Genomic DNA, 12988 nt, shown 5'->3' with positions numbered 1-12988 from the left:
GCTTGCAATGATGCAAGCCTTTCTTATGGGAGTAACCTTCCTTGATATCTACATATATCAGCGCGATGTCCGTTTCTGTCTGCGTTTGATATTTTGCTCTTTCACAATAAAGTCGAACAGTGGTGCGAAGAGGTTGGCGAACAAGATGGCCAACATGATGCCCTCTGGGTAAGCAGGGTTGAGCACTCGAATACCGACCGTCATCACACCGATAAGAATCCCGTAAGCCCACTTACTCTGGTTGGTAAAAGCGGCAGAAACTGGGTCGGTCGCCATAAAGAAGGTACCAAAGGCAACACCACCCAACACAAAGTGCCAATAGAACGGCATCGAGAACATCGAGTTGGTATCAGAGCCAATCCAGTTCATCAAACTCGATGTCACCACTAGGCCAATAATCACACCGGCGACAATGCGCCAAGAGGCGATTTTCATGACAATCAGAATCAGCCCCGTCAACATGATGAGCAACGAAGAAACCTCACCCATCGAGCCTGGTATGTTGCCGACAAACGCGTCCATCCACGTTATTGTCTCGCCAGTCATGTTGTTGATGAGTGACGAACTACCGCCTTCATACCATTGACTAAGCGGAGTCGCTCCTGAATAGCCGTCAGCGGCAACCCATACCAAGCCACCTGACATGTTGGCAGGATAGGCAAAATAAAGGAATGCTCGACCAGCCAGTGCTGGGTTAAGGAAGTTGCGTCCTGTACCACCGAACAGCTCCTTGGCGACAACGATACCAAAGGTGATGCCAAGCGCTGCTTGCCATAACGGAATAGTCGGCGGAAGAATTAAGGCAAATAAAACCGAGCTAACAAAAAAGCCTTCATTAACTTCGTGCTTTCGTACAACCGCAAATAAGACTTCCCAAAAACCACCAACCACAAACACTGTGGCATAAACGGGTAGGAAATAGAGAGCACCGAGAAACATCTGGCTTCCCCAACCACTTGCCATCAATGACTGAGCATCACCAAATGCCCATGACAAGCGCCAACTGCTTTCAATAACAGAGGCAAGCTCATTGAGTTGATAACTGGAGTTTAGTGCCGAGACACTCTGGTGTCCGACGTTATACATCCCCCAGAACATCGCCGGGAAGGTCGCCAGCCACACTAGAATCATAATACGCTTGAGATCGATACTATCTCGAACATGGGTCAAGCCTCGATTTACATTGCCGGGCGTGTAAAAGATGGTGGCAAACGCCTCATAGACAGGGTAAAGCTTTTCGTACTTACCACCCGCTTCGAATTGAGGGGATACGCCCTCTAGCCACTTATTCAATTTCATATCTTGATAACCTCATTGATGTGAGTCAGAGGCAATACGAAACAAATAAGGTTAGAGAACAATTTGGCATAATCCACCTCCATAAAGCGAGCCTTTAACCACTATTCACCGTCAATATTTGAGAGAAAATCAATAGCTAAACTTTGGAAAGAAGATCACATACCCGTATTTTTGATGCCACCTCTCAAAAATGCGACTCTTTAGCTTATTTTTTTATATGTAACTGATAAAAACATCGAAAAAACATCTAAAACTCTTATAGAATGCACGCACAATAAGAAACATAAAAAAAGATCAGTTGTGCAAAATGCAAGCAGTGGGGCCACTGAGGTTTTCTATCGCCTCATGGATCTCTCCGACGCGAAGAAAAGTCTCTACCTAGAACGACTAGAACAAGAGCAGCCCAGTCTATATCAACAAGTACTTCCTCTCATTAACGAAGTACCCTCAGAGCAGATAACATCGCTGCTCGGCTTTTACGCACAACAAGCAACAGAAAGCGAGCTCAACCTAACCGACACCTTAGTCGATAAATACTATATATCGCATGAACTCGGTCGTGGTGGTATGGGGATTGTCTATTCAGCCAGTCGAGCAGATAGAACCTTTGAGCAAGACTTAGCAGTTAAATTCATACAGCCCTCTCTTTCACATATTTTAGGTGAGCATGCTCTATTTCAAGAAGCACAATTACTCGCACACCTAAACCATCCATGTATCGCTAAGGTGTTTGACGGCGGAGTCTACCAAGAGTCGGTCTACATTGTGATGGAACGAGTTGAAGGAGAAACACTTTCTCTGTATTTGCAAAATCGCTCTCACAGTGAAAAACAACGGCTCAATTTATTTAAAGAAATTTGTTCGGCCATTGAACATGCTCATCAAAAACAGGTGCTGCATGCTGATCTCAAGCCCGAGAATATCTTAATTGATCCTTTTGGTTCACCTAAGATTCTCGACTTCAACCTAACCCAAAAGGTCAAACAACCTGCGCCTCACCAAAGCTCAGATGCTTCCATACTAACTGCCTACAGCAAGGCTTATGCCAGCCCAGAGCAGATTGCAGGTCACTTCCTAACTCAACAAAGTGATATTTACTCACTGGGTAAAGTTCTAGCACTGGTTTTTGACTCTTCTTCAAACTTAGATATTAATCTAATTGTAGAAAAGGCGACAAACCACGAACCCTACCGTCGCTATGCCAGCGTAAGTGAATTGCGCCAAGATATAGTCCGTATCTTAGAATGCCGTCCCATTTCGTTGAGAGAGAAGCAGCCACTCTATTCATTATCAAAACTATTAAAGCGACGCCCAGTACAGAGTGCTCTAACGATTCTATTACTACTGTCAGGCACAACGTTTTCAACCGCTATATTCAATAAGAATTTACAGCTACAAAAAGAAAAACTAGTCGCGGAAGAGATGATGTATGAAGTGACGAGCCTATTGTTTCATGCCAAAGGTAGCGATGCTGCAAAAATGTCAGTAGGCACGATGCTTGAGCTCACTAGACGTCGAATTTTATCAAACCCCGATTTACCCAAAGACGTTAAGCAAAAAATGCTATTGGCGATGCTGACACCATCACCTGAAAAGTCTGTGAATAATAAAAACAAAGAAAAGTCATCCAACGATTAATTATGAAAAAAATACTTATCCCACTGATAACTCTCTGGTCTACGAGCCTTTACATCCATGCTAATGGCAGCGAAGTTCTTACCGGATATTTTATTGATTCGCCAGTATCAGGGCTTTATTACGAAACCAGCTCCAACCTTTCGGGCACTACTGACAAAGGGGCATTCCAATACAATTCAGGTGATATTGTCAGCTTTTTCATTGGTACGGATAACTCCGGATACCTACTGACAACGCTGTCAGGGCAAGAAGTCATCACTCCAACCTTATCTTCGACACGCCCAAGCCGTAGCATCAACATGACTCGATTACTGCTGTCACTAGATGACACACCAGAGCATCGTGATGAAATCATCTTAGCGAGTAAAGTTTTATCTGACGTAGAATTTCAAAAGAAACTCAAAAATCTCGACCTAAGCTATTTAGATGCTCAGGAATTAGGTATTGACCTTGTTTCAGTCAAAGAAGCAGCAAAGCACCTCAACCAGAGCCAAGAATACATCAAGAATAACTTCGCTTCCGAAGAGATCATTTTTTCGCCAAAAGACAAAGTGCTTCATAACATTATTATTGCCAAGAAAGACTATGCTGGACGCGCCTGCTTTTACGACTTAGCTCACCACGCTAATCCAAAATACGAAGGACCGATCGGTGAGCTGAGCTACACAATCACAGACACAGAACTCATTCAGTTCCCTGGAACAGGTGACTATTTTAACGGATGTAACCTGCGCCCTTATCACACACCTCAAGAAATCATCCGTGAACCTCTTTCCGTCGGCGATGGTTGGACCGGTTTCACCAGTTGTGCCCATAAGGGCTGTACTCGCCACGATCTAAGCGGCTTTTCTATTGAAGACTACAACGATGAAGGTGACTGGAAATACCGTACCGTCGCTTTGGACTTCGATACCGAGACCGAACTCTTGATGGAGAAGACCCAAGGCTTGGGCCAAAAAGAACATATTCGCCATCCGAATAAAGCAGAAATGATCTGGTTTACTTACACCAATGAGCGTGGAAACCACATCCCCTATGAAGGTATCTGGCAACACACCCTGTATCAGCAGACCAACATTATTACTGAATGCTTATTGATTAAAGATAGACGCATTATGTTAGGCAATAACGATGGCGAAACCTGTCCGACAAACCACCAACAATACACCCAAGATGTGACAGAGAAATTTGGAGACATGTGGTGGCTGACCAATGCAGAACCGACGGTCTCTCTTGCTCAAATGAACGTTGCTATTCGTTGGTATGATTCCGTACCCCAGCAACATTTCACAGCGTGGGAATATCTACCAGCAGGTAAAGATTGGGACCAAGGCATACTCTACAGATTCAAACAAAAAATTTCGCTAAACCCTGATAAATCTCATAATATCAGCACCCTATCTGTTTCTGAGTTTACTAAAGTGAGGTCTAACAGCTAATGGCAACTACAACTCCAAACATCACACAGATAATCCAACAGTGGCAATCCGGCGACAAAAGTGCTGAAGCCGATTTGTATCAGTTCGCTTACTTACAGTTGAGGCAAATAGCGCAACAAGAGCGCTCACGCAGTGCTCAAAAGTACGGTACAGATAACCAAGTACTCAGTGACAGCATGAATAGCACCACCGCCTTAATCCATGATGCATACCTCAAAATCTCGTCTTCAGATTTGCATTCGATCGAGAATAAGAAAGACTTTTTCTTGATGGCAGCGAAAGTGATGCGCCAAATTTTGATTGATAACGCTCGCCACCTTCAAGCACAAAAACGTCAGCAAATGACCATTCTGAGCAACCATGAAGGGGATAAGTTTGAGCAATTTATGATGATGGATAAAGCGCTCGATAACTTCAGCATCTACTACCCACGTCAATCTAAAGCACTAAAGCTAAAGTACCTTATGGGAATGAGAAACCGCGAGATCAGTGAATTGCTTGAGTGCAGTGCAAGTTTGATTGAAAAAGATCTCAAGTTCTCTCGTTGTTGGTTACAAAGTAAACTGGTTTAAAATGAAAAAGCGCCTCTGTTTCTTATTCGCGTCTGGCTGTGGAGCATTAGTTCTGCTGCCACCTTGGCTTGCCTCAAAAGAAGTGAGTAAGGCCAATGTTGTAAGTAGTGAGCCAGGGCCCTTACTTAGTTCGCCAACGGCTAGTGCTCCATCACTCCAACTCGAAGCGAATAAAAAGCAACAAGATGGTACCGTTTCTGGTGTTCTGATAAAAAATAGAGCTGAACAACCGACCTCAGACGTGACGATACCGCTCGTTCCTGCGCAACAGCACAACGAACCATTCACGGTGATCGCTGACAAACAGGATCTCGAGACACAAATACTGGTCGTTGCAGATGGAAAAGACAGAGCTGATCGCAACCAAAAGCCACAAGTAAACCTAGAAGTTCAACAAAGTATTCAGCACGAAATCAATCAATGGTCATTCACCGAAAACTCCCCGATCAACTACTCGATTGATATTGCTGGGCTGTTTGAGGACCCAGATGATGATCTTATGACGACACAGCTTGCAGTTAATCATCCCAAGTTTTCTGTTTCAAATCTCGGTGGAGAAACCAACGTCCAAGGTACACCTAAAGTCGGCGAAGCGCCGACTCAGCTTATTGCTCGTGCCAAAGATGATTATCACGGCTCAGACGAAAGTGCTTGGGTTACCACCAACTTCCCCTTCCCTTCCATGTCTTCAGGTTTAGAGGAAGATGGCTTACACCCTTTGATTGGCGAAACTTGGTATCGACTAGAGACCAACCATCAATTTGCTGGTAAGACGTACAATTATGAAAAGGTCTACTGCGAAGCGTTTAAGTTCATCAATGACGAAGTGTTCTTTGCCTCTTCAAGTAGTTTAACCACCTGCCCGAGTGAGCACGAGCTGCGTAAAGTTGGAGGGTATCATGTCGATGGCAATACCTTGGTTGTCTCTAGCAATCAGTCAATTTTTGACACTGACATGCGCTGGAAAATATTAGAGACCTACCCAAGTCACCCTACCTTCACGACCGCTCATGTCACGCAAGTTAAAATGGGCAATGAGTATGAAACCTATACAATTGCCTCGAAAGCGCAAATAGAACAACGCATAAACACAGTTACAGGCTTAGAAGCGCTGCAAATGACACCCGTCAACTACATGTATTTAGCAAACGATGGTCGCTACTACCTCAGTTGGTATGGTATGCACCTAAGCAACTACCAACAAACAGATCCAACTTGGCCAGATCGAATGGATGGCGACCTCAATGTCCAATCCTACAACACCACGGTTATTTGCGAAGATTTACTCAGTAAATTTGATCACTACTCCATTGGTGGACAAGGGGTATATGGCGACATCATAGGCCAAACCATCGGCGAAAACTTCGAGCCTATCAAGTGTGAAGAGCGCCCTCTAAGTCACCTTCAATACTCTTTCTTCGATGTCGATTTTCTTGAATTCGATGAGTTCAAACATGGCGAAGTATTTAGCATCATACTTCGCCCTAAAAAAGAGTGGCGCCATAAGGTTGAAGAGATGAAGCTCAACGTTCGGTATCTAGCCCCTGACGCTTAAAAGCTCCACAGTGCCTGTAAGCCAGTACTGAAAGTGAACGTGTCGGCTTCAGGTAAGGTCGCCTTTTTTTGTTCAGTTACGTATTCCGTACACACGCCATCAACCATGGTTTTACAATACGTGGTCGTGACAGTTTCAGTGTCGGATTGGAAGCGTTTCTCGTAGCCAAACATCGTATACCAGCCTAAATGAAAACCGGGTATCACTTCATAGCTCACCGTACCTTCAACTGCTGCTCGGTAACCGAAATCGTAGAAATCGACGTCCTCAAATTGCGTATTCGACGTAACGCTCCAAATCGGTAGACCAAAAGTCGCCTTACCACTGATGTGCCATTTGTCATTTAGGTAGAGACTGCCGTCATCATAAGCTAACCCGACATCCATGAAGATGTCCGTTGAGGTCTCCTCCCAAGTGCCGTAGAAATATTTATTACCCTCTTGGGTGTAATTTTTTACGCCATAGCGAGTGAAGGTTTGATAGGTCAACGAAGGGCCGCCAATCACACGCCAATTATCTTGAAACTTGTAATGAAGCTGGATATTTGTCGCTGTCTTCAGATATTCCAACTGGTTGTTCTGCTGCAGCGAACCGACATTATTCCAATCTTCTGTCGAGTTTTGTGGAGAGAATGAGGCCAATGCATCAACTGAGAAGTCAAAGTCTTGATTGACGTAATACAAACCACCAGAGTTTAAGACAGGGTTAATCACGGTGACTTCCGAGGTAAGCCCCCCATAGAACTCTTGATAAGTGACGTTTTCAACACCGACAGTGAAGTACGAATAGCTGTATTTATCACTCACACCTGCCTCTTGAGCCACTGCAGAAAAGGGCAACAAAGACAAACCGATCCATTTTTTCATTTTTATATCCACCAAACCAATTCGGGGCAGCATGCTATTGAAATTGGAAATCAATTTGAAGAGCAGTCGAGCAAATAAACATCAAATAAATTTTACGGATTTTTCCCGCTTTTACGTATGTTGAAAAAGTAATCAACACCCAGTAAAACATTCACACAACAAATGTAAGCATCAGAAAATGAAACAAATAGGGCTTGGCTAGAGCTCTCTACAAAGGATATGACATGAAAAAAGTTAGTTTACTTGCGGCGTCAGTGGCTTTCGCCTTAACAGGCTGTGGTGGTTCAGACGGTGATAGCGCTGGTGCAGCGCCAGGTGGTGTGGTGATTACCGCTATTGATGGTTACTTACAGCATGCAGAAGTATGGGTTGATACAGATGGCAACTTCGAACTTGATGCCACTGATAAAAAACTCGGCGTCGAGACAGATGAAAATGGTCAATTCACTCTGCCAAGCGAACACAAAGACAGCGTTGTCTTTATCAAAGCAATTAAAAATAAAACCATTGATAAAACGCGCGGTCTAGTGACGGACAACTTCGAACTGGCTACAACTGCGGGTTCAACCATCATCAACCCAATGACAAGCATGGTTGTTGAACAACTTGAAGTAGCCAAAGCAGCTGATAGTGAATTAACTCAAGAACAAGCAGAAGAAAAGGTTGTTGAATCGGTAACAAGTTCTGGGCTAACAGCCTCTCAAGAGTTGATCTTTGGTGACTACATTGCTGATGATTCTGAGCAAGCACAAGCACTAAATGTCATTGGTGAAACACTGGTTAATAACTCAGACTTAACTATCAAGAAGCAGCTAGAACTGACTGACGCAGTTGCGGTAGAGGTTCAAGCAATTATCGTTAATGAAGAGAGCTTAGACGACTTCTCGCCTATCGTAGACATTCCTGCAGGTGATAGCCCTATCACGGTGACACCTAACTCTCGTCCAGTTGATAGTGAAAATGGTGTATTGAAAGACATTACTCTCGATCCTTCAGATGCTTGGTTAGACCTAGATGCTTCTACTTTTTTCCAAGATGCTGAAGGCGATACATTAACGTTCGAACTCAAAGAGCTCGCTGACGAGCTCAACGGACTAGTGATCGATAGCAACACTGGCATTATCAGTGGTGACCTTACTAAGGCTGGCACTTACGATTACCAAATCTTCGCAAAAGATGAGCATGGTGCACTGTCATACCCGCTGAGTCTTAAGGTCATTAAGTTAGCTGAGAACCTAGCTCCAGAAGTCGTCGAAGAAGAGCAAACAAGGCTACAAAGTGTAATTAATGGCTGGCAGCTTCAAGAAGGTGAAGTCTTCAACCAAACTATCGATTTATCAGGCTTATTTAACGATTCTGATGGTGACATCGTTAAATACCGCTCTGGTGCTCTGACTGTTGATGGGTTAACCATTACCCCAACGGAAGACACAAATTCAATCGTTACTATTTCGGGAACACCGAGTAAATCTTACTCAGCAGGACAAACCTTCAATGTCGGTGGTGTTGATAACGATGGCGCACCAACCTATGTGACATTTACTTTACCTGAAGTATTAGAAGGTACTCCTGTAGAACCACCACAACCAGAATTAGGCTTCACTCAAGCACACTTCGATAAAGGTGGCGTATGGCAAATGGGTAGCTTTGACTATGGTGATGCAGAGGTAGCATTTGCATCTCTACGTATTAACAATGACCAGAATGAGCTATGTTTTGCAACAGATGATTCAAGTGACTTCTCAACACTTAGTCGTCAAGATTGGTTAAGCACACTAGACAACATGCAGCATAACTACTGGGATCTTGGTCGTGAGAGTCTACTCAGAGATGACGACTGTTTCGCAGTCACATTAAACAACAACGGCACAGTCGATTTGCCTAGTGATGCAGGTACAGATACGGCAACAATGCTCTACCAAAATATCACGAAAGATGGTGATTATCAGATTGTGATGCTAATTGAAGAGTCTACTGGTCATAAAGAGCTGTTTTGGATGGACTCAACAGAAGTAGAAGATGGTGTTAACTACAACTCGTTCTCTTACCCAAGCCAAAACGACATGACAGTAGGAGTAACTCTTGATGAGTACCTGCTTGTTGATGATGACGGTGGATATAACGACCTTTACCCTTTACTTGATAAGTTTACTTACTCAATGACAGGTAAGAATGCTGAAAATCTTGCAGAGCGCACGTACACAGCAACATCAATCACCGAACCAGGTGAAAGCTGGTCAGATAATTGGCTTGTTGGTGAGAATGTTGATAATTACGATAAAACGTTGATCAACCCATACCTAGGTTTAGTTGAAGACAACGACGACTGTAACTGTGTTGTAACTCGTCGCTACTTTACTTACCGCGACTTTGGTGAACTGACTATCGGTGTTGGTGATCACAATAAAAATGCACAGTTCGGCTACGGCCACGATGACAACGGTTTCTTCTTTATCAAGTCAAATCAGGAAGAAACGATCAAGCACATCCACGATGCTTGGAACAAATAGAGCACTGAACCTTTAACTCAAAACCCCGCCAATGCGGGGTTTTATTCTCCTGACAAATACAACCTCGAATGTAAGCACTCCTTCTGAATTCCTAATTCCACTAAATATTGTTTTAAAATTTTTACGGATTTTCCATTCATTTCCGTATCTTGCACCTCATTCATACAAGCTGTAAAAACTAGCCAGTTTTATATCACCTCAAAAAAATAATAGATTTCACTCGGTAAGGATGAAAAGAATGAAGAAGGTTAGTTTACTAGCAGCGTCAGTGGCTATTGCGTTATCAGGCTGTGGCGGTTCAGACGGTGGCTCGTCAGATGGTGCAACTCCAGGCGGTATTGTGATTACTGGCTTCGACGGCTACTTTAAAAATGCAGTTGTATTTGACGATGTCGGTCAATCTGGCGTTTTAGAGGTTGGCACAGATACTATCTTTGGCTTAACAGACCAAGATGGCAAAATCACACTTCCAGTAGATACTGAAATTGATGGAAAACTAGCCATAAAAACACTTCGTCCAGGCGATATGACTAAAGCGCTTGCTGAAGAGCTTTCGGCGTTGAGCTCTAAAGCGGATAGCTATTCTGATTTTATGGATGTTTACACCACAGACATGGACCATGAAGGCCAGCCAATGGCTAACAGCGTGGTATTCCGCACGCCTGAAGGTACTGATAAAACTGCATTAGTTATCTCTCCAATTACCGACCTCGTTGCTATTGAAATGCAGAAAAACAATAGCTCATTCGAAGATGCGACGACATCTGTAAACAAAAATTTAGGCGGAACGATTGAAGAACCTATCGATCTATTTTCAGACTTTGTAGCAACTTCAAAAGATGATCTTGAAAGCGCACAGTTGCACAAAACTGCACAAATTCTTACTGAATCCAAAGCACAAGATCCTACAGCCTACGAAAATAATGCAAATAGCATTACCGAGACCGCTGCAGAAACTTCTAAAGAGATCGTAACAGAAGAGAACATGGGTTCTGAGGAACTTGTTAACGAGAAGCCTGTAATCGATCCAAGCCAACCAGAAACCGTTGTGACTAACTACAAGCTACTGGTAGACCATACTGCACAAGCTAATCTCGAATCAGAATTTGCAAAACTAGAGGTAGTTGAAGGTCAAGGGTTTACGGAGACTATCACTGTTCCTGAAAATTTATTCCAAGATAAGTACAGTTCTGAAGATAAATATCAAAACATAGCTATCGCTCGTGCTGAAGTGAATGGTGAGCAAGAAGTTACGGTAACGCTAGAAGGCGAGACATTAACTATCTCAGCAAAAGATAGCTTTGTTCCTACACTAAGCAGCTACATTGTTACTCTGACAGCAGTTGATCGTGCTACTGCTGACTCAAAAGTATTGAGTGAATTAAGTACTACATTCTCATTCGATGTTTCACTGGTAAATACTGCGCCAAAAGTAGAGCCCGAAGCACAATCAGAAATACAGCGCGAGATTACTGACAACTGGACAATGAAGCAGGGTGAAGCATTCTCAGCAGAGCTATCTGTTACCGGCCTATTTACAGACCGTGAGGACGATACTCTAACTTATGACTCCAACATTAGCTCTGTCGTAAAAGGTCTGACGTCAAAATACGATGCTAAATTAGGCAAACTAGTTATCTCAGGCCACCCGGAAACGCCAACAGAAGATATCAAGCAGTTCAACATCACAGCCGATGACGGACACGCTGCAACATTCATGGTGTCTGAGCCTGCAAGTTTTGACCTACCAACTATTTCACTAGGTAATATTACTATTGAACCTACAGTGAAAGCCGACCTGCAAGAGACTATTACAAAGACTTGGTCACTCAAAGCCGGTGAAGCATTCTCTGAGCAGCTAGATATTAGCGAGTTATTTACCTCAAGTGTGTCTGGTGACGTTGAATACTACGCAAACTACGCTGCTCACGACAATGAACCAGTACACAACCCAATTCCTGGTGTTTCCGTAAATGTAGACGCAAGTGGCTTAGTCACACTGGAAGGTACACCTACATCGGAAACCAACGGTGTCATGCTTTATGTGGCAAAAGGAATCAACTTCTCTGGTAGTGACGAGAATGATATTGAATCTGAAATGGTTATCTTTGCATTACCAAATGTAAAACCAACTGATGAAGTTGATCCACCAGCACCTGAACTTGGATTTACTGAAGCACACTTCGATAACCAAGAATGGAAAATGGGTAGCTTCGCAGACAATGATGGTGAAATCGGCTACGCATCACTTGTAAAAGACGAACTCGGACTGATGTTCTGCTGGGGTTCAAATAGCGACGAAAGCTATTCTGATAATATGAGCGACTCGCTCGATCAATGGGGTAATAGCTACGCACCTTTTGCTAAGCTAGCTGAACTAGATAAACACAATGATTACATGTCGCATCAAGATAAAGATTGTATGGATGTGACACTCGATGATGGAAAGATGATTGATAAAGAAGGCACACTCTATGAGATGCTTTATCAACACAAACCAACACAGGGCGAATACCAGATTATCTTGAAAGTAAATCAAGACGAACTATTCTGGCTAGATTCAACGTCTTCAACATTTGCACAAACGTCTCAGGCTTCAAGCAAGATTACTTCCGGCTTCACCGATTTCGATTTGACAGTGGAAAAAGGAGATGAGTTTGACCCAGAGCTTGATGGCTATCCGCTGACATACGCTGCTGGTCAATTTGAATATGCTGAAGAAAGTTATGAATATACTTCAATTAAACCTACAGGTTTCTATACACCTGGAAATCTAAGCTTTGTTTTCGATGACAATCGCCGCGAAGGTTTAGTATTGGAAGAGACTGGTTCAGATTCAGATTACAAAACGCGCTACCGCTACATCCAACGTGAGTTTGGTGACTTCTACATTGGGGTTAAATGGAGCGAAGAGCCACAGTGGAACTACGTATCGGCTCCTGACTTTGGCTTGTACTCATACGACCAAGCATCAATGGAAAAAGTGATAGCTAAGCTGCCACTAATCCAAGACTAAAATTCAACGAACTAAAAAACAAAAACCCCAGCCAATCGCTGGGGTTTCTTTTATTAGAGCCTTTTGGCCTACAGCAACTCAAATGCTCTTAAC

General features: G+C 43.4%; 8 protein-coding genes. 6 read left to right on the top strand and 2 right to left on the bottom strand.

Annotation, left to right across the window (positions count from 1 at the left end; all coding sequences use genetic code 11):
• Positions 1-57: 57 nt before the first annotated feature.
• Entirely contained in the window at positions 58-1299 is a 1242-nt protein-coding gene (locus ITG09_00755) for an NADH:ubiquinone reductase (Na(+)-transporting) subunit B (protein ID UPR52235.1), read from the bottom strand.
• Positions 1300-1644: 345 nt separating this feature from the next.
• On the opposite strand from ITG09_00755, the gene ITG09_00750 reads away from it, so the two are divergent.
• The 4 genes from ITG09_00750 to ITG09_00735 are packed head-to-tail and all read left to right on the top strand — an operon-like array spanning position 1645 to position 6503.
• Positions 1645-2937 carry a serine/threonine protein kinase gene (locus ITG09_00750; GenBank protein ID UPR53560.1) on the top strand — a complete coding sequence of 431 codons (1293 nt, stop codon included), beginning with the start codon at positions 1645-1647 and terminating at the stop codon, positions 2935-2937.
• Between the two features lie 2 nt (positions 2938-2939).
• Positions 2940-4376 carry a chromosome partitioning protein ParA gene (locus tag ITG09_00745; GenBank protein ID UPR52234.1) on the top strand — a complete coding sequence of 479 codons (1437 nt, stop codon included), beginning with the start codon at positions 2940-2942 and terminating at the stop codon, positions 4374-4376.
• Positions 4376-4948, top strand: coding sequence for a sigma-70 family RNA polymerase sigma factor (locus ITG09_00740; GenBank protein UPR52233.1), 573 nt, complete (start codon positions 4376-4378; stop codon positions 4946-4948). Before ITG09_00745 ends, ITG09_00740 begins: the two co-directional genes overlap by 1 nt.
• Before the next feature lies 1 nt (position 4949).
• Positions 4950-6503: a hypothetical protein gene (locus tag ITG09_00735; GenBank protein ID UPR52232.1), complete on the top strand. Its 1554-nt coding sequence runs from the start codon at positions 4950-4952 to the stop codon at positions 6501-6503.
• Here the strand turns inward: ITG09_00735 and ITG09_00730 are convergent.
• A complete protein-coding gene (locus tag ITG09_00730) occupies positions 6500-7369 on the bottom strand; it encodes a hypothetical protein (GenBank protein UPR52231.1) in 870 nt (289 codons plus the stop codon). The genes ITG09_00735 and ITG09_00730 overlap by 4 nt on opposite strands.
• 224 nt (positions 7370-7593) lie before the next feature.
• Between ITG09_00730 and ITG09_00725 the strand changes: the two genes are divergently transcribed.
• Positions 7594-9879, top strand: coding sequence for a hypothetical protein (locus ITG09_00725; GenBank protein UPR52230.1), 2286 nt, complete (start codon positions 7594-7596; stop codon positions 9877-9879).
• A gap of 238 nt (positions 9880-10117) precedes the next feature.
• Positions 10118-12895 carry a hypothetical protein gene (locus tag ITG09_00720; protein ID UPR52229.1) on the top strand — a complete coding sequence of 926 codons (2778 nt, stop codon included), beginning with the start codon at positions 10118-10120 and terminating at the stop codon, positions 12893-12895.
• Positions 12896-12988: the final 93 nt, after the last annotated feature.

Origin of the sequence: Vibrio cyclitrophicus, from assembly GCA_023206055.1 — a bacterium.
GTDB classification, from domain to species: Bacteria; Pseudomonadota; Gammaproteobacteria; order Enterobacterales; family Vibrionaceae; genus Vibrio; species Vibrio cyclitrophicus_A.
Note: the sequence above shows the minus strand (reverse complement) of the source record. Positions and strands in the feature narration are given on the sequence as shown.

Bases quoted from the DNA above. Each gene is read 5' to 3' on its own strand.
- ITG09_00755 (UPR52235.1), bottom strand. From the start codon at position 1,299: ATGAAATTGAATAAGTGGCTAGAGGGCGTATCCCCTCAATTCGAAGCG.
- ITG09_00730 (UPR52231.1), bottom strand. From the start codon at position 7,369: ATGAAAAAATGGATCGGTTTGTCTTTGTTGCCCTTTTCTGCAGTGGCT.
- ITG09_00750 (UPR53560.1), top strand. From the start codon at position 1,645: ATGGATCTCTCCGACGCGAAGAAAAGTCTCTACCTAGAACGACTAGAA.
- ITG09_00735 (UPR52232.1), top strand. From the start codon at position 4,950: ATGAAAAAGCGCCTCTGTTTCTTATTCGCGTCTGGCTGTGGAGCATTA.
- ITG09_00740 (UPR52233.1), top strand. From the start codon at position 4,376: ATGGCAACTACAACTCCAAACATCACACAGATAATCCAACAGTGGCAA.
- ITG09_00745 (UPR52234.1), top strand. From the start codon at position 2,940: ATGAAAAAAATACTTATCCCACTGATAACTCTCTGGTCTACGAGCCTT.
- ITG09_00725 (UPR52230.1), top strand. From the start codon at position 7,594: ATGAAAAAAGTTAGTTTACTTGCGGCGTCAGTGGCTTTCGCCTTAACA.
- ITG09_00720 (UPR52229.1), top strand. From the start codon at position 10,118: ATGAAGAAGGTTAGTTTACTAGCAGCGTCAGTGGCTATTGCGTTATCA.